Below are 23,645 nucleotides of genomic sequence, written 5' to 3'. Positions count from 1 at the left end.
CTCAGGCACCATCGGCATGTAAATGATGACGCGGTCGCCCTTCTTCACCTTGTGGCGCTTCAGCACGTTGGCAAAGCGGCAGACATCGCGGTGGAGCTGCTGGTAGGTGATCACGCGCTTCTCGCCGGGTTCGCCTTCCCAGATGATGGCGGCCTTCGACTTGCGCGGGCCGTCCAGATGACGGTCCAGGCAGTTCTCACTCACGTTCAGTTTGCCGCCGACGAACCACTTCGCGTTCGGGCATTTCCAGTCGAGCACCTTGGTGAAAGGCTTGCTCCAGAGCAGTTCCTTCGCCTCGCGACCGAAGAACTTGTCGGGATGTTTGATCGATTCCTCATACATCTTCTTGTACTGAGCCAGCGAGCTCACGCGGGCCTTCTTGGCAAAGGCCGCGTCAGGCTTGAAAAGCCGGTTCTCGGTCATGAGAGACTGGTTCTTGCTGGGTGCCTTGGGGGCAGCCTTGGCGGCGGGTTTCGCAGCAGGCTTGGCAGCTTTCTTCGGGGCGGGTTTGGCGGCTTTCTTTTGGCTCATGGTGGGGAAAAGGGGGCGGAATAAACGCGAGGAGGCGGAGGCTACATGCAGAGAACTCCGTCTGGCAATCACGGAGTATGGTTCTTTGCTGCACCCGCAGGTCTGTTCGCGCAAAATCAGGCGATGCTTCTACACGACCGCGAAGTCGGCAGGCTCGTGACCATAGATGCCGAAGCGGGTCATGAAGCGGAGGAGATTCCGGCTGTACGGATGCGTGGTGAGGCCGCCGCCCGCCATGCCGGAGATGTTCTTCTCAAAGTGACGCTGCATGATGTCGCTGAACTTGCCGGGGAAGCGGCGGGACATCTCGGTGCCGGTGCGCTGGAGCGCGAAGATCTGCCCACCATAAAAGATGTCCACGAGCTCCTGCCAGGCCACGAGCTGCTCGCGGAACCAGTCGAGGTAGGCGTGGAAAGCGCCATCCCAGCCGGTGGGGCGGTTTTGCATGATGGCATCGGCGAGCTGCTCGGCGGAGGTCATGGCCATGCAGAGACCGGGGGAGAGCATGGGATCGACGAAGCCGAAGGCATCGCCGACGCTGACCCAGCCCTCGCCATGTCCTTGATCGGAGATGAGCTGATAGTTCGCATACGTCGTGACGGGCGTGATGCGTTTGCGCTCGGAGCAGGCTTCGGCCAGCGGCTTGTTTTGATCGATCATCGCCTCAAGCTGCTCCTCGGCGGTGCTGCCATAGTTCTTCGCGTGTTCTTTATCGACGACGATGCCGATGGAGAGCGCGTGCAGCAGCGGGATGCGCCAGCACCAGCCGTGTTTCAGGCGGGTGATGATGGTCTGCCCGGCTGGCTTTGGCATCATGCAGTTCTCATAATGGGCGAAGTGGGAGATGTCCTTGCGCTTGCCGATCTTCGCCGTGAGGCCAAGCAGCTTGGCAAACAGGCGGCGGCGGCCACTGGCATCCACCAGGAGGTCGGGCTGCCTGCCATTCCAGTCAGGGACGAGGGCGAGCGTCTCGGGGGCGAGCTGAGGGACGACTTCACCGCGCTCGGTGAGTCCAGTTTGCAGCTTCACCGTGCAGGGGATGAAGCGGGCGCCAGCTTTGATCGCGCTCTCATGAATGAGGTCGTCGAAGGGACGACGCGGGACATTGTAGGCGTAGGTGGGCAGGACACCGCGCATGGCGGTGAAGGAAAGCTCCAGCGCGTCGTTTTCATCAAAGATCCAGGTCACGCCGGGCTTGTAGGTGCCGAGCTTCGCCACCTCGTCCTCGATGCCCATGCGGCGGAAGACGGTGACGAGGCGGGGAATCAGCGACTCACCGACGACCATGTCCGGGCGCTTGCCATCATCAAAGAACACGGCGTCCACGCCCTCCTTGGCCAGCAAGGCGGCAAGGGTGGCTCCAGCGGGGCCGGCACCCACGATGCCGACGCGATAAGGTTTCTGGGCGATTTTCATGATGATCAGTCTGCCAGAATAGAAGTCCCACGCCATCCCGCAAGGCAGCGCATGCTTTGTCGAAGATTTTTCCTGGGTTGCTGCGAGTCGCCGAGGGCTCAGGATTGATCGTATCACGGAGGGATTCGGCTTGATCCGGGATCACCACGGCTCCTAGACTGATGCCATGCGCCCGACTCTTTTCCTTTCCTGCCTGATCTTTGCCACACTTCTGACCGTGGACTGCGAAGGTGCGGACAAGCCTAAAATCATCCGCTCGTGGAAGTCATCTGATGGACGCGAACTCAAGGCGGAGCTGCTGGATTTCGACAGTAAGGAGATCAAGATCAAGCGCATGACGGACTTTCAGATCATGAAGGTGCCGGTGGATAAGTTCAGCGCGGAAGATCAGGCTTTCGTGGCCGGACTGGTTTATGAACGCAGCCTGGATGAGGGCATCACCAAGGGGCCGTATGCGGAAAAGATCACAGGTGCTTTTGTGAAAGCGGTGTCGAAGCAGGGGCTGAATTACCAGATCTATGGCGATCCAAAATGGGACGGCACGCAGCGCTATCCGCTCGTGATCTGGCTGCATGGTTCCGGCCAGAGCGGCAGTGACAACCAAGCTCAGATGGGCGGCCCGACGGGTATTTTCACCAATGCCGAGCATCAGGCGGCGAATCCCTGCTTCATGATCGCTCCGCAGTGCCCAGACGCAGACATCGGCTGGAACAAACAGGTGGCTGACAACCTGATGGCGCTGATCGCCGATCTCACGAGCAAGCTGCCGATTGATCTGAAGCGTCTCTACCTCACCGGCAGCAGCATGGGCGGCTTTGGCACCTGGAGTCTCTGCGCGAAGTATCCCAACGTCTTCGCCGCCGGCGTGCCTCTCTGCGGCGGCGGTGATCCCAAAAAGGCCGACGTGCTGAAGAACGTCCCCATGTGGGTCTTCCATGGCGACCAAGATCCCATGGTGCCCGTGGAGCGTGATCGCGTTCCCGTGGAGGCCGTCAAAGCCGCCGGAGGTCTCGTGATGAAATACACCGAATTCCCCGGCGTCGGCCACAGCCTGACAGGCATCGTTTACCCCATGCCCGAACTCCACCGCTGGCTCTTCGAGCAGCGTCTCGCGCCGGTGGAGAAGGTAGAATAATGATGGGTAAATGATGTTCTGAACATCATTCTAGCTGGCATCATTTTGCCAGTCTTGGGATCGGGAATGGAATGCCATCAAGCCAACAACAACCTCACCCAGGTCTGTGCATTCGCCTGCACGAGGGCGGTGATGGCGAGGGCGATGAGGAGCCCGGCGCTGCCGACGAGGGTGATTTCGAGGAGCTTGGTGAGGGCGAGGGCACTGGGGGAGATGCCGAGGTCGCCGAGGGTGGTGAATTCTCTCCGGCGGAGGCGGAAGGAGAGCGCAAACACGAGCGCGGCGATGGCGAGCGCGGCTCCCAGCGTGATGGCGAGCACGCTGAGGGCGAGGTTTTGCATCTGAAAGAGGGTGCTCATGAGGGCCTCGAATTCCTCGCTCGGGCGGATGAGCTGGACGGGTAGGGTGCTCTTCAAATAACGCCCGGCGAGCAGGGCCTCGGACTTGGCATCGCGCGGGACGATGACGATGGCGCTGGCCTGATACGCGCCGGTATCGCCATGGAAGTGGAAGCTGTCGAGGTTGCGGTCGGTGACTTCGTGGAACATGCGCACGCTGGCATTGGCGACGGTGTTGTCGCCCTCCTTTTTTAGCACGGCGTCCTGCGTGGCGGCGACGTCGTCATGCCCGTGGGCGAGGCCGGAGATGAGCCAGACGGTTTTGAGATCGACGAAGACGGCGTCGTCATCGGGCGTGCCGTTGGCGGTGAGCACGCCGGTGATGCGCATCTTTAAGGGATAGACGCCGGCCATGTCGAAGACCTGCTCCTGGGTGGAAAAGATGGCGTCGCCGGGCTTCAGGCCACGCTGGGCAGCGAGTCGCGCGCCGAGCACGCAATCGCCCAATCGGGTGATCATTTTCCCCTGGTCGAGGCGGAGGCGGCGGAAGGCGAAGTACTCGATCTCAGTGCCGACGATGGGTGCGCCCTGGGCATGGTAGCGGACATCGAGCGGGATGGCGGCGCCGAGATCGGCGGCGCGGAGGTCGTCGAGATGCTTCATCTCGATGGCGGGGAGGGGCTGCTTTTTAAAATAAAGCGCCGAGAGCATGAGATCCAGCGCACTGCCGCGAGCGCCGAGAAGCTGGGGCGTGGAGACGGCGCGGTCATGCATGGCGGCCTCGGTGGCCTGCACTAGCACCCTCAGGCAAAGCGGAAGCGAGATAACGAGCGCCAAGGCTCCCGCGAGCAGGAGCGTCTGCAAACGATGCCGGGCAACATAACGCCAAGCGAGCTGGAGGCAGGGGCCGATCATGCGGTGAAGTCCTCCACGCGGGCATGGTTGGGGAAGCGCGGGATGAGGTCGGTGTCATGGGTGACCATGACAAGACAGGCTCCGGTGCTCCGAGTGTAGTCGAGCAAAAGGTCCATCACGACCTCCCGGCGGGTGGCATCGAGAGACGCAGTGGGCTCGTCGGCGAACAAGAAACGCGGTCCGTGGGCGAGTGCACGAGCGATGGCGACACGCTGACGCTCGCCCTGGGAAAGCTGTCCAGCAAGCTTCTTCCAGTGCGGGGTGATTTCGAGACGCTCGGCGAGATCAGCCGCGGAAGAGGAGGCTGGTTTGGCGATGCCGAAGCGCTGGGGCAGAAGGATGTTTTCCTCCACGGTGAGGTAGTCGAGCAAAGCAAAATCCTGGAAGACGAGGCCGACTTCGCTGAGGCGGAAGGCGCGGCGTTTGGCCTCGGACATGCCGGTGAGGGTGGTATCGCCCAGACGGACCTCGCCTTTCTCGGGAGCGAGCAGGCCTGACATCAGGCGCAGCAGGGTCGTTTTACCTGCACCGCTGGGGCCGAGCAGGGCAAAGGAACCTCCCGAGTCCACGAACAAGTCATCCACGCGCAGCCGGAAGGGGCTGCCGGGATAGGCAAATTGGAGGTCGGAGACGATGATGCCGGACATGGCGGGGCTGGGGGAATAGCACGGGAATGACGAATCCAAAGCGCTCAGGGGGTGAAAATGAGTCGAAAAGTTAGAAGGAATGAAAAAGACTTGAAGGTTTGGCTCTATTAAGGAATTATTTAACTTATCCAAATAATCAGCGTATTGCTAGAAATCTCATGAAAACCACTTCTCTGCTCCTTGCTCTGGCTATCAGCGCCTGTGCTACGTCTGTTTTCGGGCAGGGTTATCCTGCTGCTGGCTCTGGTCTCGGCGCACCGACGATGCCCGCTCCGCCCATGCCGCCGACCCCACCACCGAGCATGGGATATTCTAACACTGCTTACACTGGGATGTCGCCGACGCTATCCGCCCCGACGGTTGGCTCCCCCTATGCAGGGCCAACGATGGCAGATCCTTATGCCAATTATGGCTATCAGCAGCCAGCGCAGACCAATGCCTGGGGCAGTACGGTGCAGCAAAGCATGGGTGGCACGAGTCCCTCAATGCTGAACTACAAGTATGTGGAAGCCTTCTACCGCTTCACTGATCCGAAGGACAGCGAGATGAATGGCAGTCACGGTCTTGGCGTGGCGCTGGTCATGGATCTGCCGACCATCTTCTTCCTCAAAGGTTCCTTCACTTGGAACAGCGGCAGTGGAGAGCAGACCGCCAGGGGAGCCGCCAATGCGGACTATAATCTCTCCACGATCACCATCGGTGGGGGAGCTTACATGCCGATCACGCAAAAGCTGCATTTCGTCGGCGAGGTCGGTCTCGTGTATGCCAACTTCCAGGCGGATGGCGTAAACAAGAGCTACACCGATGGCGGCATCTATGTCCGCCCAAGCCTGCGATATCAGGTCCTGGACTGGATGGAAGTGCAGGCTGGCGTGTCGGTGGCGAGCACAGACGATTACAATTCGAAGGTGTTCGATGTCGGCGGTTACTTCCGCGTGATGCCACTGTTTGACCTGAACATCGGGGCTGATTTCGGGGATCAATCACGAGGCTTCAAAGCGGGTGGTCGTCTCCGCTGGTGACGTATTGCCCCCGGTAGATTTTTCATGACCAACTACCCGCCCGGCTATTGCTTGGGCGGGTTTTTTTCGCCTTCAGATGCAGGCTTGAGTTCCACGGTCTTCGCTCCACCCACGGTCTGCGGAGCGAGTCTCGCGCGCCAGATGTAGCGCTGAAAGAGCACCTTCACACTTGCTGTCATCGGCACGGCAAGGATCGCACCAAGGAGACCGCCGAGAAGCAGCGCCCAGACGAGCACGCTGGCGATCACGGTCATGGGATGCAGGCCCACGGCCTCTCCCACGATACGAGGTGTGATGAAGAGACCGTCGATCTGCTGGACGATGATGAAGATGACCGTCACCGCCAATGGCAGCGCCCACCAGGGGTCGCCAGGAATGAGGGCGCTGCCACCCTGAACAGCCCCGATAATCACCGCAGGAATCCAGCACATGGCGATGCCGAGGTAGGGAATGATGCCCGCGATGCAGAGGGCGAGACCGATCAGCAATCCGAAGTCGAGACCGATGATCATCAGTCCGGCACCGGTGGCGAGGCCATTGATCACGCTGACGAAGAGCTGGCCACGGAAGAAGGCGACGAGGTAGCTATTGATCTCCGTCAGGCAGGCCACGAGCTCATCTTTAAAGGCACTCGCTCGCAGGGGCAGGTAGTCCGACCATTGCTGTTTGATCTTCGCGCTCTCGATCAGGAAATAATAGAGATAGAGCGGCACAATGATGAAGCTCAACATGAAGCCAAACACACCAAGGAAACCACCGACGCTGGAGCCGATGAATTTGCTCACATTGCGCAGCACAGTCGGCAGGGTGGTCTGCACCCAGTCACCTGTGAGCAGCGTTTTGAAGTCGATGTCGAAGCTGCTCTCGGCGGCATCCAGGGGGGCTGTGCTGGGTGGGGTGAGTGGCGGAACTGGCTCTGTAATGACGGGTGCGGGGTCCGTGGATGTGTGAGGTATGAGAGTGATTCCGTAGTCGGTCTCCACCTTGGCTGCGAAATCGAGCACGGCTGTGCGTGCCTTCACCGTGTAGCCGGGGACTTTTTTGGCGAGGTTCGCCGTTTGATCCGCGATCTTGGGCAGAATCCACCAGCCGAGTCCCGCTAAGGCGAGTGAGAAAACGACGAAGGCGAGCAGGACGGATGGCTGCCGCTTCAAACCACGTCGTTCCAGCCAGGCCACGCCGGGCTCCAGTAGGTAGGCTAGCACGGCAGCCACAGCGAAGGGGACGAGGATTGGCTGAAGAAAGCCGAGGATCTGAGTGCCGAGGTAAATGAAGCCGATGGCGAGCGCACCAATCACGGTCAGCGAGAGTGCGGTCACGGCGGTCCAGAGCGCGTTCCTTTGAAAAGCAGTCGGGAGATTTTTCATGGGGAGAGAGTGGGAGCGCGGACATTCGCGCGCGCCGGTTCTAGCCAGATACGCACCGGATGAGAATTGCAATTTTTACCTCATGTTGTAACCGCCTGCTCACATGCTCCAGATTCCAGATCATCCTTTCCGCGCCCTGATTTTCGACTGCGACGGCACGCTCGTGGACTCCATGCCGCTGCATTATCGCGCCTGGGTCGCTTCGCTGAATCACCATGCAGCGCCCTTTGATTTCACAGAGGACTACTTCTACTCGAAGGCTGGAGTGCGTGAGCAGGATGTGGTGAAGCTGCTGAATGCCGAATACGGCACGCAAGTGGACCCCGATTCCGTGGCGGACTTCAAGGCGGAGCTTTTTGCCCAAATGATCCCCCAGGTCTCCGTAGTGCGACCGGTGGCAGACTACGCGCGCTCCATGTACGGAAAGCTGCCCATGTCAGTGGCCTCGGGCAGCGAGGAGCACATCGTGCGCGGCTGCCTTTCGGCGAATGATCTGCTGCACCTCTTCGATGACATCATCATCACGCCGCGTCTCGTCGCGCGTGGTAAGCCAGCGCCGGACATGTTTCTGCTGGCTGCCGAACGCATGGGAATCGCCCCTGAAGACTGCCTCGTTCTGGAGGACGGGCAGTCCGGCATTGACGCAGCAGAGGCTGCGGGGATGAAGTGGGTCTTCGTTCCCCGCACGATGAGATAAATCAGTTCTCCGTGTACTTGCCGAGCGCGCGGAACTTCTGGTAGCGCTCTTCGAGCAACTGCGCGGTGGGGAGCTTTTCCAGATGCGTGATCGCTGCGACTACGGCGTCTTTCAGTGATGACGCGGCGGTCTCATGATCGTTGTGGGCTCCGCCGAGTGGCTCGGGGACGATGCCGTCGATCACGCCGAGCTGGGAGAGGTCCTGGGCGCTGAGTTTCAGTGCCGATGCCGCTTCTGGAGCATGTTCGCGATGCTTCCAAAGAATGGCTGCACAACCTTCAGGGCTGATGACCGAATAGTAGGCGTTCTCCATCATGAGCACGCGGTCGGCAATGCCGATGCCGAGTGCGCCACCGCTGCCGCCTTCGCCGATGACTACAGCAACGACTGGCGTGCGCAGCAGCATCATCTCGCGCAGATTGAAGGCGATGGCTTCAGCGATGTTGCGCTCCTCAGCGCCGATGCCGGGGAAAGCACCGGGGGTGTCGATCAATGTGACGATGGGCAGGCCGAACTTCTCGGCGAGACGCATCACGCGCAGGGCCTTGCGGTAACCTTCGGGATGGGCGCTGCCGAAGTTGCGGAGGAGGTTTTCCTTGGTGTCGCGGCCCTTTTGATGACCGATGACGACGACCTTCTTTCCGCCCCAGATGGCAAAGCCGGCGGGCATGGCGTGGTCATCACCCACGTGGCGGTCACCATGGACCTCGATGAATTCGTCGCAGCAATGCTTCACGTAATCCAGCATGAAGGGCCGGTTGATGTGTCGGGAGATTTGCACGCGCTGCCATGGGTTGAGATTGGTGTGGATGTCGCGCTGGAGGGCATCAGCCTTCTTTTCCAGTTCGGTGATCTGGCTGGCAAGCTTGTCGCTGGGTTTGCTGGCGAGCTTCTTCTTCGCCTCCTCGATTTCTTCGCGGAGTTTGACGACGGGTTTTTCGAATTCCAAAACTTGTTTCATAGGCAGGGAAAGGGATGGGTGGGCTGGCTTAACGGATAAAGTAGAGTTTTGAGCTGTTGCGGACGAGCGCAAACAGTTCTTCGAGGTCGGCACGGTCTAAAAAGACCCCGGTATCTGGAGCGACCTCAATGAGGTCTGCCGCCGCCGACGTGTCAGATTTCTTGGATTTCGCCTCTGGTTCAGGGACGACGACGGGGATGGCTTTGGCCACCGGCGGCGTGCGCAATACCACGCCCGCACGACTGCCGGGCAGCCACTTCTCAGCATCGACATAGCGAGGATCGGTGGACAGCACCGACTTGCCATCTGATACGGCAGACTTGCCTTTGATCTCCATCTCCGCAGGCACCTTCATGCTCGGCGGCAGGCGCAGATCCACGGCACGGTATTCTTTGAAGAAGTATTCTTTGTCACCGGATTTGCGGCGGAGCGTCACTGTCTTGTCAGAGACATCCACGACGACGGAAAAATCCAGCGGCACGAGCGTGAGATGATCTCCCGGCTGGAGGGTAATCCCCATCAGGCCATTCAAACGCACAAGCATGTCCATGTTCGTGCCTTGTTTCGAGGCGATGAGTGCCAACGAGTCTCCAGGCTGAACGATGTAGTCTTTCTTTCCGACCTTGTGATTGATGGAGTAAAGCTCGTCCAGATTGATCTCTCCGATGATGCGCTTCGCTTCGGCACAAGTGGCCGAGTCGGGGAACTGCTGGAGCAGCTTGTTGAGCAGTTCACGCCCCTCATTGATGCGCCCCTGCTTGATCTGCTCCACGGCCACCTCGAAGCGTTTAGCCCCAGGGTCGATGCGCGGCATGTCGGTCTTTTTCATCCCGGCCTGGATGGCCTTCTCGGGCTGGAGGATCTTGTCGTAAATGTAGTACGCCGTCGCCATGCTGCCCAGGGTGATTCCCAGGACGATGAGGAAGAGCAGAAGCTTGAGCTGCGTCTTGGCCATTCGGGTGTCAGGCGTCAGCCCAGAAGGCCGCGACGTTTAAAGTCGAACAGGTTGATCTTCTGGGATTTTTCGATCATCTCGACCGTGAATTTCAGCAGGCTGATCTCCCAGGTTTCATCCACGCCGCTGATCACGGCGCGCATCGGGTTGCCCGTGCGGCGGATGTCGGCCAGAAGCTTGTCACAGACTTCGCCCATGGATTCGTGGACGATCTCCTCCTGCATGTCCTGCATCTGGAAGCGGAAGCCATATTTCAGCATGGCCAGGCGGTGCAGATTCTCCTTGAGGAAGTCACCGAAAGCTTGCCCCTGGGGTCCGAAGCCGTCGAAGTCGAAGTTTGCCACCGACTCCGGGTCCGGGCGGAGGATGAGCGGCTTTTCCGCCGTGATCTGACCGGTGCGGATGCGGGTGGTGTTGATCTCATCCATCAACTCCGTCACGAGTTGAAACTCGAAGCGGGTGGTTCCGAAAGTGTCGATGCGTCGATCCGGCTCATGGAGAACCTGAGTGTTCTCCACGGCGTATTCGATGTCGTATTGGCTTGGCATGTGGACACGAGCGTAGGCGGGGTGGGGGCGGGGGCTAGCAGTTTTTGCTGGGGGGATTCACTCCTCGATCCGCGCCTTCCATTCATCGGAGTTGCCTTTCAGTTCCGGGGCATACATCGCCTCGACCTTGGTCGGCAGGGCGCTGAAGCGGCCGGGAATCTCGGCTTTGACACGGTAGCTGAGGTTGTGGGTGCCTCGGGGCAGGCGCTCAGCAAAGAAGTCGACCTTCTCGTCGCGGAATTCTTTGTAGCTCGCCAAGCCCTCGTAACTCCAGCCGCTCTGCACTTCCACGGGCTCGAATCCGGCGGGCTTCATGTCTTCGATCAGCACATACTCGTAGTCGTTCTTGCTCTCGATACTCAGTTCCACCTCGATCAGATCGCCGCTCTTGATCGGCGCATCGGTGGCGATCTCCTCGCGACGGTATTTGAGTCCGCGCTGAGTCACGACCTGGCCGCGTGAGCCTGCCACTTGCTGGTCAGGTTTCTCTTCGATGAGCTTGTAAAACTTCCGCCGCGCCTTCACCTCCAGCCCAGCGGCTGGGATCATGTCTTCTTTGGAAAAGACGGTCAGGTAGGCATTCGCATAGAGAGGGGATTCGCCCAGCTTGCGTAGCTCGATCGTGTGCTTGCCGGTGGTCAAAGCGTCGGCTTCGATGACGAAGCTGCCGTTGAAGGTGAACAGGTTCTCCTTCGTGATCTCCACCTTTGTTTGCGATTTGCCATCGACGAGCAATTCGACCGTCTGCTTCGGCGCGGATTTGCGCATGAGTCCGAACTGCTGACTCGATAGCTTCCACTTCCTCCATGTGCTCGCCCAAGCTCCTTAGCGCATACGTTGTGGCCCCCAGCAGTTCCCCCGTCGCATCCGGTTTCGCCAGCGCGGCCTTCCCGATGTCGGCGGCTTCGCGGTGGTTGCCTTGCTCGGAGAGCTTTTTCACCTGGGCCAGGGACTCGGCAGCGGTTTGAGCGTGGCTGAGGGTGGGGAGAAGCACGGCGAGGAGGAGGGCGGGGAGCCAGGGGAGGTTTTTCATAGCCACGGAGCGGGTTTACCAGAAGGCAGGACGGGAGACAAGGCGTGGCCTTGGGGCGTTCAGTGGAAGTCTGCATCGCCATGCGAAGGAACGTGGCGTGACAAAGGCTGAAGGATGGGCGACGAATCGTCGCCAACGCCAAACTCAGACGAGCTTCAGGCGCTTCCGCATGAGCCACTCGATGGTGAGCAGCAGGATCGCGGCACCGAACCACCACCAGCTCGACCAGAGAAGCGTCTCCTTCACGGTGACTTGCTTTCGGTCGATGGATTGGAGGAGGTTTGGCAGCTCGGTGGCGGCTTGTTCTTCGCGGAGGAAACGGCCGCCGCTGGCATTGGCCATGGCTTCGAGCAGCGGGCGGTTCATCGTCAGCGTGGCCCACTCGGGATTGCCCGCATCGGCGACGCGGAGGGAAAGGCGCAGGTCGCTGCGCGTGGCGGAGGCGCTTTCGGCGACGGCGATCTCGTAGGCTCCGGCTTTCAAAGGTGGCGTCTGGGCGCGGTAGATCCCGAAGTGCGTCGGGTCGGCTTCGAGTTGGAGAGAGGCGATCTCTTTGCCATCGAGCAGCAGGAAGGCGCGAGGCTCGGCATCGCTGACGAGTTCGCCTTTGGCATTGCGGACACGCACGCGGATCTCGCTTTGCTCGCCGGGCGTGTAGCGGAGCCTGTCGGTGCCGATGGAGAGCTTCTGATCCTCCGCTTGGAAGGGCGGCGCAGCGATCCATGCGGCCATCTGCATCCAGAGCCGCTGGTGATAAAGATCCGCCACCTGGAAGCGCCACCGCCACAGGTCATCGGAGGCGAGATAGAGCACGGCACCGGCTCCGACCTGGCGGAAGATCATGCCTGGAGTGGTGGCGCTGCCGCTTTTCAGTTCGGCCAAGATTTGGGAACCGGGCAGGGAAGTCACATGCGCCGCCCAGGTCATCTCCGGCAAGGTCGGCCAGAGGGTCATGTTCGCACTCGGGCTGTCGCTGAGGCGCAGGCCCGGCTGACGCTCTCCATCGGTGGTGAGCTGCCAGGTGTAGGCTTTGGCGGTGGCGGGATTCGCAGGCCAGTTCACCGGAATCAAACCGGCAGTGCGGCCTTTGGCCCAGTCTTTTAAACCTCCGCGCACGCCATCAATCAGCACGAGACCGCCGCCGCGTTTCTCGACGAACTCGACGAGCCAGTCGAGGTGCAATGAATCAAAGCGAGAGGCGGCGACATCGCCGAGCAGGATGAGGTCGTAGCTAAGGAGTTCCTCGCGTGATTTCGGGAAGTCCTTCCGGAGGGAGCCGTCCTCGGGTTTGGCAGCGTAGTTGTCGAAGATGACCTTTGCCTCCCAGCGCTCGTCACGGTCGAAGTGGTTGTGAATGTAGCGCGTCTCCCAGCGCGGGCGGCCATCGAGGATGAGGGCTTTGCGCTTCTTTGTCAGCAGATGCAGCGCGATCTCGCGGCTGTTGTTGGCTCGGGTCTTTTCGGTGTTCGCGCGGTCGCCTTGCACGGCGACTTGGACGTTGAGCAGGCGGAGAGTTTTATCGCGTTCCGTGGCAGGTGCGGGTGGGAGTGCTTTGACCGGGAAGGCGAAGTCGAAACGGCGCTCACCTTTGCCTTCGCCCGTGAAATTTTGCTCCCAAAGCAGCTTCCCAGCACTGCTGACCCGGACCTGTGCGGGAGTGCCTGCGGGAAGCGAGTCCATGACGATGACGCGGCCCTGGAGGTTCTCCTCACTGAAGACGGACTCGGCGGTGATGACATTGATGACGCTGAGGTCCAGCGGTGGCACCTCGGTGCCGAAGCCGACGGTGAACACGGGCGTGTTCGCCTGCTTCATCGTCGTGGCGAACTCTTCCGGCGAGCCCGGACCATTGTGCTGGCCGTCCGTGAGCACGACGAGCGCGGTGCCGGGCGACACAGGGCCGAGGGCATCGCGCAAAGCCGAGTCGAGATTCGTGATTGGAGCATCGGCTTGCGTCTGGAGAGAGGTCGGCAGATCGCCCGAAGTGTCCTTCCCCTGCTGACGATGCCACCAAGTGCGCTGCGTCTGCTGGCCACGCAGCAGCACGAGTTCCACGTCCTGCGTTTCGGTGAGCTTTTTCAAAAGCGGCGTTGTGCCGCCGAGGAGGATCTTTTCTGCACGAGTGAGGCGCGAATCAGACGAGGCGTTCTTCTTGTCGGAGGCATCGTCTTCGAGCTTCATGCTCGCCGAGGTATCTACCGCGAGCACGACGCGCCCGAGCTGGCGTTGAGTCGTCTCACGACGGAGCGTCGGGCCTGACAAAGCCAGCACGAGAATAAACACCGCCGCTGTCCGGCAAGCCGCAGGCACCCAGGCGAGTGGTCCCGACAGGAACTTCATCTCACGTCGATAAAGGAACCACATCGCCGCTGCCAGTCCGAATGCGAGCACCCAGACTCCGATGACAGGATAGTCACCGGCGAAGCGGAGGGTGGTTTCGGTCGTGGGGGTCATGAATGAAATGAGATTAACCTTTGGCAATGCGCTGCTGGAGGAGGACTTCGAGGAAGAGGAGGCCGATCAGGCCGATCAAAAACGGCTGCCAAAGCTCACTGCCATGGCGACGCGTGCGGTCGAGCTTTTGCCAGGAGTCGATGCTGTCCACAAACGAGGCATCATACCTTTCGGAGAGGGCTTGGACCTTGTCAGCCGCGAGCGGGGCGAGGTTCGACTCGGCGGGATCGAGATTGTAGGCGAGCAGACGGTTTTCGGAACCTTGGGTGAGTTTGTAGATGCCAGGTGCGGCGATGGGCTTGGATTCGAGTAGGGACTTGTCGGCATCGGCGCGGACTTTGATGGTCTCGGTCTGTCCGGTGGGATCGCGCAGGGTGTATTCCACGCCGATGCGTTCTTTGCCCATGACGACGCGCAGCGGTGCGCCGACCTGATCCCAGGCGCTGATGGTGCTTTGCGTGGCCAGATAAGTGACGAGGCGCTGCATGAGCGGCACGAAGAAGGGCTGAAGCGGCAGATTCGTCCACTCGGCATCGGCCGTGGTGGCAGCGGCGATGACGCGGCCTCGCTCGTGCGCTTTTTCGATGAAGAGCGGTGTGCCGCGGTCCAGTTGCAGGATGGGCTTGGCCTTGGCGCTGGCTTCAAACTCCCACCAGCTCTGGAACTCGGCGTCTTGCAGGCGTCCGCCGCGGGCGTCATTGAAGTAGATGGTGGCGGGATGCGTGAGGCGCTGCTGGAGCAGTCGTGCAGGCGCGGCGGTGGTGGCTCGTTGCAGGCCTTTGATATTGGCGGGGAAGAGGCCCTCTCCTTTGCGGAAGAAGTCGCGGCTGTACCAATCCAGGTCGCCATGTGGCCCAGCGAAGACAATGAGTCCGCCGCCTGCCTTCACGAACTTGTCGAGGTCATTGAGACGGTTGCCTTGCAGGCGATCCAGGTCGGCGAGGATGACGACTTCTTTGCCTTTCAGGTCTTCATCGCGGAAACGGCGGGCTTCGATCTTGGTGATGCGGATGAGGTCTTTGAGCGTGGTGTTTTCAGCGGCTTGATAAGGCGTGAGTGCCAGCTCCAGGAAGTCGGCGGCACCTTCGAGTGGGGCAGCGCTGGGATCGCCATCGACGAGCAGGACGTTCAGTTGGTTGCGCACCTGAACGACGGAGTAGAAGGCGTTGTCGTCGGCGAAGCTGTCACCCTCAATGCGGACGGACAACGAGTGATCGCCCACGGCATCAAAGGCATGGGTGAAGGCGATCACGGCTTCGCCCTCCGGTGGCAAACTAACCCGCGAAGTCCGGAGGCGGGCTCCATCGGCCTCCAAATGCACGGCGACATCCTGCCAGGGCCTTTTGCCATGATTTTGAATGCGCACACGCAGTCCGACGGGCTGCTTTTCTGCCACGACGAGTGCCGAGAGGTCAGCGCTGGCGATGCTGAGATTCTCGGTGAGGTCGCTCGCGAGTCGGTAGAAGGTCACCTGCGGCTTTGGCTCTTGTTTGAGCAAGGTTTCCAAAGCGGGAAGCGCTGCGCCATCGGCCACGCTTTGCCAATCGCTGGCCTGGAAGTCAGACACGATGGCGAGCTCACGAGCACCGTTGGTGGCTTTGGAAAGAGAGGCTGCGGCGGTTTGCAGGGCGTCGTTCACTTTCACCGGTCCGGCCTGGGTCGGGACGTCGGCGAGTTGTTTCGGCAGCAGATCGAGAGAGGTGGTGGATTGGTCGAGGAGCTTCCGCGAGTTGCCGCCAGCCAGGACGATCTGCACGTCGCTGCCCTTCGGCTGCACTTCCAGCATTCGCGAAAGATCCTGCCGAGCCCGATCTGCTGGTGATCCACCCGCCGCCGGAGCACGCATGGAGAAGGAATCATCCAGCAGCATCACCAGCGAGGTTTTCCCCAGCCCAAAGGCACGCAGGGCCGTGAGCACCGGACGCGCCAGACACAGCGCCAGCACGATGGGAATGGCGATGCGCACCGCCAGTAGCAGCCATTGCTCGATCTTCCACTTCCGCTTCCGCTGCCGGATCACTTCCTGAAGCAGATGCATGGCCCCCCAGCGCACGGTCTGTACCTTGCGCTTGTTCAGCAGGTGAATCAGGAGCGGGATGAGAAAGGCCGCAGCGCCCGCGAGGAGGATGGCGTTGAGGAAGGTCATCGCATTCTCAGTGCCAGATAGCTCCTCAATGCCGCTGCATGAGGTTCATCGGTCGGCAGGGGGAGGTAATCGACTTGGTGTTTGCGAAAGCCTTCTTTGAGCTGCTCTTGGAAGGCTCGTTGGACTTCGAGGTAGCGTAGGCGGACGGCGGCGGGGTCGAGGAGGAGGAAGTCGTCGTCCTTCTCCAAGTTCTCAAAACGCGACCACTGGCCGAAGGGGAACTCGATCTCGTCACGGTCCCAGAGCTGCATGGCGATGATCTCGTGGCCTTGTTTGCGCAGCACGCCGATGGCTTTCAGAATGGCAGCGGGATCATCGAAGAAGTCGCTGATGAGGATGACGAGCCCGCGACGCTTCAGGCGCTGGGCGAGCGATTCGAGGACAGGAGCGAGCGAGGTCTCGTTGCCCGGCTCGGTTTTGATCATGGTCTCCAGCAGATGATGGAGATGGGTGATCTTGGTGCGGTTTGGGATGAACTCGCGCAGCTTGGTATCAAAGGTAATGAGGCCGACGGCGTCCTGCTGGCTCATGAGCAGGTAGGCCATGGCGGCGGCGAGCTTGCGGGCGTAGTCGAACTTCTGCACGCCCTTCGTGCCGCGGTAGCCCATGCTGCCACTGGCATCGAGCACGATGGTGGCGCGGAGGTTCGTCTCTTCATCGTATTCGCGGATGTAGAAGCGGTCGGCACGGCCAAAGATCTTCCAGTCGAGTCGGCGGATGTCATCGCCCTGCACATAGGGCCGGTGCTGGCGGAACTCGACGCTGAAACCCTTGTGCGGAGAGGTGTGATGCCCCGTCGTGAAGCCCTCCACCACGGTGCGCGCGAAGAGCTGCAAGTTGTGCAGACTCGTGATGTCTTCGGCTTCGAGGATGGAGGAGATGGAGGCCACTTGGATGGATTACAAGCTGTGGGAGTGGGCAATGGGGGAATGATGAATGACGAAATCCGAATGACGAAGAAATGACGAAAACCGAATGACGAAGTTGAGCACGACTGGAGTTTCTTCGAGCTTTGGCATTCGGGTTTATTTCGTCATTTGAGCTTACTCATTCGTCATTACTTACAGCACCCGAGCTTCCGCTTTCTTCACCTTCTTGATCAGTTCGGCGACGATCATGTCCACCGTGATGCCTTCGGCTTCGGCGTGGAAGGTTGGCACCAAACGGTGGCGCAAAGCGGGAGCGGCAAGGGCTTCGATGTCGTCGGTGGTGACGTGGGTGCGATTGTGAAGCAACGCGCGGACTTTGCCGGCGAGCACGAGCATCTGGCTGGCACGAGGTCCGGCTCCCCAGCTCAGCATCTCCTTCACATAGGGCAGGGCATCGGCTTCGTTCGGGCGGGTGGCGCGGACGAGGTCGAGCACGAAGTCGGTGACGTGATCAGGCACAGGCACTTTGCGGGCGAGTTGCTGCGCGGCTTGGAGTTCCTCGGCGGTGATGACGGCCTCGATTTCTTCTTGGGCTCCGCCGGTGGTGCGGGCCACGATTTCGCGCTCTTCCTCACGGCTGGGGTAATCGACCCTGATCAGGAAAAGGAAGCGGTCTTTTTGCGCTTCAGGCAGCGGGTAGGTACCTTCTTGCTCGATGGGGTTCTGCGTGGCGAGCACAAAGAAGGGCTTTGGCAGCTCATAGGTCGTCTGGCCGACGGTGACGTGCTTCTCCTGCATCGCTTCGAGCAGTGCGGCTTGGGTCTTCGGCGGCGTGCGGTTGATTTCGTCGGCGAGGATGATCTGGGAAAAGATCGGCCCGTGTTGGAAGACGAGCTTCCGGCGTCCTGTTTCGGCGTCTTCCTGGATGATCTCTGTGCCAGTGATGTCAGCTGGCATGAGGTCAGGCGTGAACTGGATACGGCGGAAGCCGAGGTGCATGGCGTCCGCGAGGGACTTCACGAGCAAGGTCTTCGCCAGCCCTGGCACACCTTCCAGCAGGCTGTGTCCACCGGCGGCAATGGCGATAAAGACCTGCTCGATCACGGCATCCTGCCCGACGATTCGCTTGCTCAGAGCGGCTTTGAGTTTGTTGAAACCGGTAACGAGGGCAGCAGCGGCGGCGGTGTCGGACATGGGAGGGGTTTGGGAGAAGCGGAAAGTGAAGGCGTGAACACGGCCAGTTAAGCAGGGTTCTTTCCACTCTTCACGGGGTTCTTTAAACTGATTTACGATGAGAGCCGCCATCGTTGCAATTTCCTTGGTGTCATTCTTTGAAACCTTTGCTGGCAGTCGTTGTTGAACCGGCCTGTCGGTCCCAACCCACGACGAGATCCCTCATATGAAAACCACCCAACAAATCCTCACAAGCCTCGGCATCCTCACGCTGAGCACCTGCATCGCTGTCGCTCAAGACGGCGCACCGAAAGGTGAAGGCGGCGGCAGCCGCATCGCCGAGTTTCTCAAACGCGCTGACACCAACACCGATGGCAAGATCAGCCTGGAGGAGTTTAATGAATTCTCCAAGCGCGACTCAGGCGATCGTTTCTCCAAGATGGACGGCAATGCCGATGGTTTCGTGGATTCCACCGAGATGGGCCAGATCGGCGAACGTCTCCGCGAAGGCATGCGCCGCCCCGGCGGTGAGAGCGGCAGCGGCGGCTTCCGTCGTCCGCCAGGAGGCAGTCCTGAAGGTGAACGACCAGCACCCAAACCCGAGGGTGACCGTCCGGTTCCTCGCCCTGAAGGTGATCGTCCGATGCCTCCCGAAGGTCAGCGCCCCGGTGGTCCTGGTGGCCCTGGAGGTCCCGGAGGCCAAGGGGTCAATCTTGATGAAATCTTCGGTCGCATGGATAAGAACGCCGACGGCAATGTGGACAAAGAAGAGTATGTCGAATTCTCCAAACAGGAGATCGAAACGCGCTTTGGCCGCATGGATGAAAACACCGACGGCAAAGTTTCTAAAGACGAAATGAAGGCAGGCATGGAGCGCATGCGCAACATGATGCGCGGCCCCGGTGGTCCTGGTGGTGGCGCTCCTGGTGGCCCCGGCGGCTTCCGCCGTCCTGGTGGTGAAGGTGGTGAGGGCGGATTCCGTCGTCCACCGACTGAAGGCGGCACCGGACGTCCACGTCCAGAAGCTGAAGGCGAAGCCCCGAAAAAAGATCCGGCCTGAGCCTGAGCACCGCCTGCGCTGCTCATTTACATGGGGCGGGATTCTGAAAAGAGTCCCGCCTTTTTCATGCCCCGATTTTATCTCGACAGAGCTTCCCATTCCTGGCTAAAACCTTGCCTCCTCCATGAAAAAAGTCCCCTATACCAGTCGCCGTCAGTTCCTCGCCAAGTCAGCCGTCGCCATCGGCTTCCCCACCATCGTTCCGGCTTCCGTCTTCGGGCAAAATGCCCCGTCCAATAAGATCACCATGGCCGTGCTCGGCTGGGGGATGATGGGGCCTGGCAACACCGGTAAATTTCTCCAGGAAGCCGACTGCCAGATCGTCGCCGCCTGCGACATCGACAAACGCAATCTCGAAAAGGCCCTCGGCACCATCAATGGCGCTTACAAAAACAGCGACTGCAAAGGCTACCACGACTACCGCGAGGTCATGGCGCGCAAGGACATCGACACCGTCATGCTCGCCCTGCCTGACAACTGGCACGCCCTCACCTCCATCGAGGCTGCGAAGAACGGCAAGGACATCTATGGCGAAAAGCCCCTCGCCCGCACCATCGCCGAGCAGCAGGCCATCGTCCGTGCCGTGCAAAAGAATGGTCGCATCTGGCAGACTGGTTCCTGGCAGAGAAGTGAAGACAACTTCCGCATCGGTGCCGAAGTCGTCCGCAACGGCCTCATCGGCAAACTCACCCGTGTGGAAGTTGGCCTGCCCGCCGGCCACAACGACTTCGCCAAAACCGGCGACAAGCGCAGCGTCACTCCGCCACCTGCTGAGCTGGATTATGAAATGTGGATCGGCCCTGCGGCCATGCAGGACTACATCGAGTGCCGCGTGCACAAAAACTGGCGCTGGGACTACAACATCGGCGGCGGCCAGCTCCTCGACTGGATCGGCCACCATTGCGACATCGCCCATTGGGGCATGGATATGGACAGCTCCGGTCCGAGTGAGGTGAAGCCCGTTCAGTTCGACATGCCACCCCGCACCGACATCTGGAACACCGCCACCAAATACCGCGCCGAGGCCACCTATGCCGGAGACATCACCATGGTCATTGCCGGAGGTCATGGCGACATCGCCATGGGTACGAAGTGGATCGGCACTGATGGCTGGGTGCATGTGAATCGCGGCAGCTACGATGCCTCGAAACCCGAGCTGAAGCAGATCATCAAAAAGCGCGAAGGCGACAAAGTCATCGAAGCAGCCAAAGCTCCGAAGCTCGGCGACGACGTGATCAAAACACGCCTCTATGCCACCCCCGGCCATCACCGGAACTTCCTCGACTGCGTGAAATCCCGCCAGCCCACCGTCACCCCGGTGGAGACTGCTCATCGCAGTGCGACTCCTGGCCACCTCGCCCTCATTTCCTTCCTCGTGAACCGCCCCATCAAGTGGGACCCCGTGAAGGAAGAAATCATTGGTGATGCCGAAGCCTCCAAGCTCCTCGGGCGCGAGTATCGCGGCTCATGGAAGCTCGAAGCTTGAGTCTCCTGAACAGGCGAATCCTCTCGCGGGCATCCTGAAAAGGGTGCCCGCTTTGTTTTAAAAAAGCGCCAACTGCTGCGGTGTCTCTGCGCTGATGCTCAACGAAATGGTCACACGCTTCCTGGCCACCTCGACCGTTGGTGTGAGTTGATGCCGCTCGGCACAAAGCACGCGCGTCTCTTTGACTCCTACCCGATGCAGCGACTCCTGCATGCGCTTCACCACGCGGTCAGGATCATTGCAGTCATCACTCAGATGGCCGAGCACCACATGATGCAGGTCGGGATGAGCGATGGATTCCAACAACTCTGCCGCCTGATCGTTGGAAAGGTGCCCGTGCCGCGAGCTGATGCGTTGTTTTGTCGCCCACGGGCGCTTCGTGTCCGCATCGAGCAGTTGTGCATCGTAGTTGGCCTCGATGAAAAGACTGTCGCTCGTGCGCAGGCGGTCCTTGATCAGGTTGGTCACGTAGCCCACATCGCTCAACACACCGAGGCGCGACTCCTGATCTGCAATCACAAAGCCTACGGGGTCCACGGCATCGTGCGGCACAGGAAAGCACTCCACGCGCAGGTCTTGAAGATCAAAAGCACTGCCCGTCGTCATGACCTTCCAGCCCGGCTTGCCGCGTAGTTTCAGACTGCCCTGCACGGCCTCTTGCGTCAGTGCTGTCGCGTACAAACGAAGGTCGCGCTTACCACTCAGCACCTCCAGACCACCGGTGTGGTCCTGATGCTCATGCGTCAGCAGGATGCCATCGATCTTCTCCAGTGAAAACCCCGCAGCCTCCAGCCGCAGGCAGATCTGCTTCGCACTCAGGCCCGCATCCACGAGCAAAGTCGTGTGCTCTGTGGACACGACCGCGCAGTTGCCTGAACTGCCGCTGCCGAGAACTGTGAGTCGCACCATATCTCACGCCTTTAGCGTCACCCCGGCGGCGGGCAAGAGAGGATTTTGCTGACTTTCTCTTCCCGACAAGCTACTTCAATGTGATCCAAAGCGGCGATGACCAAGTCATGTTGCCGTCGCTTTGCTCGATGCGGAGGTAATAACGGTTTTCTCCCTTCAGCGGCTCACTGTCGGTCCAGGTTTGGCTCACGCACTTCGCATTCGGCTCGATGTCCTCTCCCATGAGATGATCTCCGCTACTGAGTTCGACAAAGATCTTGTCCCTGGCCGCACAGGTGCAGCGGGCTTTGACGCCAGCGATGTTTCCCTCACGGGTGAAGTCCTCGACATACCCGCCGCCAAACGAGGTGCGCGTGGCGATGTGGTAGCAAGACGCGGTTCCCAGTTGCCACCTTCTCGATTCGTGGAGATACGCATGGCCTCTGACCACACGTTTTTTTTAGGCCCCGGCCGCACCTCCTGCCACGCCCCAGACGGCCTTCGGCATCAGCACCCGCTTCCTCAAACCGTCGCGCCAGCAACGTTATGACGTCTTTGGCATTCACCTGTCCCCAAAACACCAAACGCCCGCGCCATCAGCCGCGATGGCAGGTTGATGAATCACACCGGGCTTCGACAGCGCCGCCACGGGTTTCCAATAGCCCTCCGTGAGTGTGACGAGACACAGCCACACCGTGGAGGATGAGAAGGTAAAACTTCATGGGCTCGACGGACGCTGATCGAGCCCCAAACTTGCCGTCGATTCGATTCACAAACGAACAACTACGGGCGGTGTTGATCAAAAGTCTTCTGGTGATGGAGCATGATGTCATCGCCTTTCACGTCGTAGCTGCCAGTGGCAGTGTGCGACACATCGGGGATCGAGAGGAACTCATGCGCGATGCCCAGCTCCTTCAGGCAAGCCGAGAACTGCTTGTTGTGCTCGTAGTTGAAGCACTTTGTGCCATCCCAGACGAGGATGTTCAGCGCCGGACGGTCTTTGCGTTCCGCGAAAACCTTCGCGATGTCCCAGGTATTGTAGCCGAGCGGCAGGAAGCGCAGCTTCTCACTCTCGTAGCCGTTGTTCTCTTGAATGTGCTTTTCCGGGCCGTAACCTGAGCCGCCGGGAGCCACGGAAAGAAATAGCTCAGGGTGCTTGAACATGATGCGCGTGGTCCCGCGTCCGCCCTGCGAGTAACCCTCTATCGCACGTCCCTCCCGCGTGCCCCAGGTGCGATAGGTGGCGTCGATGTGCGGCACGAGCTCCTTCACGAAGATGCTTTCGCCCATGCCCTGCTTCATCTCCGGCATGTCATACCAACTCATCGGGCCGCCATTGGGGAAAACATAGATCGTGGGCTTGATTGTGCCCTTCAGGATCGCCGCATCCACATAGCCGGCGAGTCGCACCGCCTTGTTCTCCGCGCCAGGTCGCCCGCCATGCAGATGATACACCACCGGATACTTCGCCTGGTTCGTTTCATACCCTGGCGGCAGGTAGATGTAATAACCCACGTCGATACCCATCGAGGCACTTTTGAAGGTCGCGTGCTTTACCGTGGCTGGCAGCGTCTTCTTCGCCCACTCGGCGTTTTGCATCGGTGAAACCCACGAGAAAGGCTGTTCTGCTGCCGGTTTGGTCTTCTTCGCGTTTTGAGCGAAGCCGAGGCTGGTAGATGCAAGTAGGAGGCAGAAAATGACACGGAGCATTTGCCATGAACGAGGCTCGCCGCGCCATGTTGCCGTAGATTCGATTGGCAATCATATACAATAGAGCCTTCATTTTGCGAAGGGAATGTCTCCCAAGGCTCACACAATCAAGGGTTTATAGAGGCCATATTGCCGGAGGTTGACACCTCATCCGGTGGTATGCAGGACACAATTAGGACAAGCGAGGAAGGCACTCGGAAAAAGCCGAAGCCTCCAGCGCAAGCCCCGGCGTCTTGGAGGCTGAGATCGAGAAGCGCGGCAAGGACACTGCAAAGATCAAACCACGCAAGGAGC

Annotated in this window: 21 protein-coding genes; 5 read left to right on the top strand and 16 right to left on the bottom strand. The window is 60.1% G+C overall.

The window, feature by feature from the left end; all coding sequences use genetic code 11:
* Both AC6FTP_RS17480 and AC6FTP_RS17475 read right to left on the bottom strand, forming a co-directional pair.
* The coding region (locus tag AC6FTP_RS17480) for an acetyl-coenzyme A synthetase N-terminal domain-containing protein (RefSeq protein WP_497208210.1) at positions 1 to 531 on the bottom strand (531 nt) is incomplete at its 3' end.
* 129 nt (positions 532 to 660) lie between these two features.
* The gene (locus AC6FTP_RS17475; protein WP_497208209.1) at positions 661 to 1,947 is read right to left on the bottom strand and encodes an NAD(P)/FAD-dependent oxidoreductase; all 1,287 of its coding nucleotides are present in this window, start codon (positions 1,945 to 1,947) and stop codon (positions 661 to 663) included.
* 166 nt (positions 1,948 to 2,113) lie between these two features.
* Here AC6FTP_RS17475 and AC6FTP_RS17470 point away from each other — a divergent pair, with 166 nt between their 5' ends.
* A complete protein-coding gene (locus AC6FTP_RS17470; RefSeq protein WP_497208208.1) occupies positions 2,114 to 3,082 on the top strand; it encodes a carboxylesterase family protein in 969 nt (322 codons plus the stop codon).
* Positions 3,083 to 3,159: 77 nt separating this feature from the next.
* Here the strand turns inward: AC6FTP_RS17470 and AC6FTP_RS17465 are convergent, their stop codons facing one another.
* Positions 3,160 to 4,335, bottom strand: a complete 1,176-nt coding sequence (locus AC6FTP_RS17465; protein ID WP_497208207.1) for an ABC transporter permease — start codon at positions 4,333 to 4,335, stop codon at positions 3,160 to 3,162.
* Positions 4,332 to 4,982, bottom strand: a complete 651-nt coding sequence (locus AC6FTP_RS17460; protein WP_497208206.1) for an ABC transporter ATP-binding protein — start codon at positions 4,980 to 4,982, stop codon at positions 4,332 to 4,334. The genes AC6FTP_RS17465 and AC6FTP_RS17460 overlap by 4 nt, the downstream gene beginning before the upstream one ends.
* Before the next feature lie 158 nt (positions 4,983 to 5,140).
* Here AC6FTP_RS17460 and AC6FTP_RS17455 point away from each other — a divergent pair, with 158 nt between their 5' ends.
* Positions 5,141 to 6,004: a hypothetical protein gene (locus tag AC6FTP_RS17455; RefSeq protein WP_497208205.1), complete on the top strand. Its 864-nt coding sequence runs from the start codon at positions 5,141 to 5,143 to the stop codon at positions 6,002 to 6,004.
* Positions 6,005 to 6,048: 44 nt separating this feature from the next.
* On the opposite strand, the gene AC6FTP_RS17450 is transcribed toward AC6FTP_RS17455, so the two are convergent.
* Complete coding sequence (locus AC6FTP_RS17450) at positions 6,049 to 7,371, bottom strand: AI-2E family transporter (RefSeq protein ID WP_497208204.1); 1,323 nt, start codon at positions 7,369 to 7,371, stop codon at positions 6,049 to 6,051.
* Between the two features lie 103 nt (positions 7,372 to 7,474).
* Here AC6FTP_RS17450 and AC6FTP_RS17445 point away from each other — a divergent pair, with 103 nt between their 5' ends.
* On the top strand, positions 7,475 to 8,068 hold the full coding sequence (locus AC6FTP_RS17445; RefSeq protein WP_497208203.1) for an HAD family hydrolase: 594 nt from the start codon (positions 7,475 to 7,477) through the stop codon (positions 8,066 to 8,068).
* 1 nt (position 8,069) lies between these two features.
* Here AC6FTP_RS17445 and AC6FTP_RS17440 read toward each other — a convergent pair whose 3' ends face one another.
* The 8 genes from AC6FTP_RS17440 to AC6FTP_RS17405 form a co-directional block, all read right to left on the bottom strand.
* On the bottom strand, positions 8,070 to 9,029 hold the full coding sequence (locus AC6FTP_RS17440; protein ID WP_497208202.1) for an acetyl-CoA carboxylase carboxyltransferase subunit alpha: 960 nt from the start codon (positions 9,027 to 9,029) through the stop codon (positions 8,070 to 8,072).
* A 28-nt stretch (positions 9,030 to 9,057) separates the two neighbouring features.
* Complete coding sequence (locus tag AC6FTP_RS17435) at positions 9,058 to 9,984, bottom strand: LysM peptidoglycan-binding domain-containing protein (RefSeq protein WP_497208201.1); 927 nt, start codon at positions 9,982 to 9,984, stop codon at positions 9,058 to 9,060.
* A gap of 14 nt (positions 9,985 to 9,998) precedes the next feature.
* Entirely contained in the window at positions 9,999 to 10,532 is a 534-nt protein-coding gene (locus tag AC6FTP_RS17430; RefSeq protein ID WP_497208200.1) for a hypothetical protein, read from the bottom strand.
* Between the two features lie 57 nt (positions 10,533 to 10,589).
* Positions 10,590 to 11,300, bottom strand: a complete 711-nt coding sequence (locus AC6FTP_RS17425; RefSeq protein ID WP_497208199.1) for an alpha-2-macroglobulin family protein — start codon at positions 11,298 to 11,300, stop codon at positions 10,590 to 10,592.
* Between the two features lie 409 nt (positions 11,301 to 11,709).
* Positions 11,710 to 14,019, bottom strand: coding sequence for a hypothetical protein (locus tag AC6FTP_RS17420; protein ID WP_497208198.1), 2,310 nt, complete (start codon positions 14,017 to 14,019; stop codon positions 11,710 to 11,712).
* 13 nt (positions 14,020 to 14,032) lie between these two features.
* A complete protein-coding gene (locus AC6FTP_RS17415; protein WP_497208197.1) occupies positions 14,033 to 16,165 on the bottom strand; it encodes a BatA domain-containing protein in 2,133 nt (710 codons plus the stop codon).
* A complete protein-coding gene (locus AC6FTP_RS17410; protein ID WP_497208196.1) occupies positions 16,162 to 17,055 on the bottom strand; it encodes a DUF58 domain-containing protein in 894 nt (297 codons plus the stop codon). The genes AC6FTP_RS17415 and AC6FTP_RS17410 overlap by 4 nt, the downstream gene beginning before the upstream one ends.
* A gap of 171 nt (positions 17,056 to 17,226) precedes the next feature.
* Complete coding sequence (locus AC6FTP_RS17405; protein WP_497208195.1) at positions 17,227 to 18,228, bottom strand: AAA family ATPase; 1,002 nt, start codon at positions 18,226 to 18,228, stop codon at positions 17,227 to 17,229.
* A gap of 205 nt (positions 18,229 to 18,433) precedes the next feature.
* Between AC6FTP_RS17405 and AC6FTP_RS17400 the strand changes: the two genes are divergently transcribed.
* Both AC6FTP_RS17400 and AC6FTP_RS17395 read left to right on the top strand, forming a co-directional pair.
* Positions 18,434 to 19,267 (top strand): EF-hand domain-containing protein, encoded by an 834-nt coding sequence (locus tag AC6FTP_RS17400; RefSeq protein ID WP_497208194.1) that lies wholly within the window; start codon positions 18,434 to 18,436, stop codon positions 19,265 to 19,267.
* A gap of 124 nt (positions 19,268 to 19,391) precedes the next feature.
* Positions 19,392 to 20,753: a Gfo/Idh/MocA family protein gene (locus AC6FTP_RS17395; protein WP_497208193.1), complete on the top strand. Its 1,362-nt coding sequence runs from the start codon at positions 19,392 to 19,394 to the stop codon at positions 20,751 to 20,753.
* A gap of 57 nt (positions 20,754 to 20,810) precedes the next feature.
* Here AC6FTP_RS17395 and AC6FTP_RS17390 read toward each other — a convergent pair whose 3' ends face one another.
* The 3 genes from AC6FTP_RS17390 to AC6FTP_RS17380 form a co-directional block, all read right to left on the bottom strand.
* Entirely contained in the window at positions 20,811 to 21,662 is an 852-nt protein-coding gene (locus AC6FTP_RS17390) for an MBL fold metallo-hydrolase (protein ID WP_497208192.1), read from the bottom strand.
* A 70-nt stretch (positions 21,663 to 21,732) separates the two neighbouring features.
* Complete coding sequence (locus AC6FTP_RS17385) at positions 21,733 to 22,092, bottom strand: hypothetical protein (protein ID WP_497208191.1); 360 nt, start codon at positions 22,090 to 22,092, stop codon at positions 21,733 to 21,735.
* Positions 22,093 to 22,424: 332 nt separating this feature from the next.
* Positions 22,425 to 23,351, bottom strand: coding sequence for an alpha/beta hydrolase (locus tag AC6FTP_RS17380; protein ID WP_497208190.1), 927 nt, complete (start codon positions 23,349 to 23,351; stop codon positions 22,425 to 22,427).
* Positions 23,352 to 23,645: the final 294 nt, after the last annotated feature.

Source organism: Prosthecobacter sp. (genome assembly GCF_044378005.1).
Classification (GTDB): domain Bacteria; phylum Verrucomicrobiota; class Verrucomicrobiia; order Verrucomicrobiales; family Verrucomicrobiaceae; genus Prosthecobacter.
The sequence above is the reverse complement of the archived record's forward strand: the minus strand, read 5'-3'. Positions and strand labels throughout refer to the sequence as shown.

Coding starts and splice junctions, on each gene's coding strand:
- AC6FTP_RS17460 (WP_497208206.1), bottom strand. CDS start 4,982: ATGTCCGGCATCATCGTCTCCGACCTCCAATTTGCCTATCCCGGCAGC.
- AC6FTP_RS17465 (WP_497208207.1), bottom strand. CDS start 4,335: ATGATCGGCCCCTGCCTCCAGCTCGCTTGGCGTTATGTTGCCCGGCAT.
- AC6FTP_RS17395 (WP_497208193.1), top strand. CDS start 19,392: ATGAAAAAAGTCCCCTATACCAGTCGCCGTCAGTTCCTCGCCAAGTCA.
- AC6FTP_RS17440 (WP_497208202.1), bottom strand. CDS start 9,029: ATGAAACAAGTTTTGGAATTCGAAAAACCCGTCGTCAAACTCCGCGAA.
- AC6FTP_RS17380 (WP_497208190.1), bottom strand. CDS start 23,351: ATGCTCCGTGTCATTTTCTGCCTCCTACTTGCATCTACCAGCCTCGGC.
- AC6FTP_RS17400 (WP_497208194.1), top strand. CDS start 18,434: ATGAAAACCACCCAACAAATCCTCACAAGCCTCGGCATCCTCACGCTG.
- AC6FTP_RS17425 (WP_497208199.1), bottom strand. CDS start 11,300: ATGCGCAAATCCGCGCCGAAGCAGACGGTCGAATTGCTCGTCGATGGC.
- AC6FTP_RS17390 (WP_497208192.1), bottom strand. CDS start 21,662: ATGGTGCGACTCACAGTTCTCGGCAGCGGCAGTTCAGGCAACTGCGCG.
- AC6FTP_RS17435 (WP_497208201.1), bottom strand. CDS start 9,984: ATGGCCAAGACGCAGCTCAAGCTTCTGCTCTTCCTCATCGTCCTGGGA.
- AC6FTP_RS17475 (WP_497208209.1), bottom strand. CDS start 1,947: ATGAAAATCGCCCAGAAACCTTATCGCGTCGGCATCGTGGGTGCCGGC.
- AC6FTP_RS17455 (WP_497208205.1), top strand. CDS start 5,141: ATGAAAACCACTTCTCTGCTCCTTGCTCTGGCTATCAGCGCCTGTGCT.
- AC6FTP_RS17450 (WP_497208204.1), bottom strand. CDS start 7,371: ATGAAAAATCTCCCGACTGCTTTTCAAAGGAACGCGCTCTGGACCGCC.
- AC6FTP_RS17445 (WP_497208203.1), top strand. CDS start 7,475: ATGCTCCAGATTCCAGATCATCCTTTCCGCGCCCTGATTTTCGACTGC.
- AC6FTP_RS17420 (WP_497208198.1), bottom strand. CDS start 14,019: ATGACCCCCACGACCGAAACCACCCTCCGCTTCGCCGGTGACTATCCT.
- AC6FTP_RS17405 (WP_497208195.1), bottom strand. CDS start 18,228: ATGTCCGACACCGCCGCCGCTGCTGCCCTCGTTACCGGTTTCAACAAA.
- AC6FTP_RS17470 (WP_497208208.1), top strand. CDS start 2,114: ATGCGCCCGACTCTTTTCCTTTCCTGCCTGATCTTTGCCACACTTCTG.
- AC6FTP_RS17430 (WP_497208200.1), bottom strand. CDS start 10,532: ATGCCAAGCCAATACGACATCGAATACGCCGTGGAGAACACTCAGGTT.
- AC6FTP_RS17415 (WP_497208197.1), bottom strand. CDS start 16,165: ATGACCTTCCTCAACGCCATCCTCCTCGCGGGCGCTGCGGCCTTTCTC.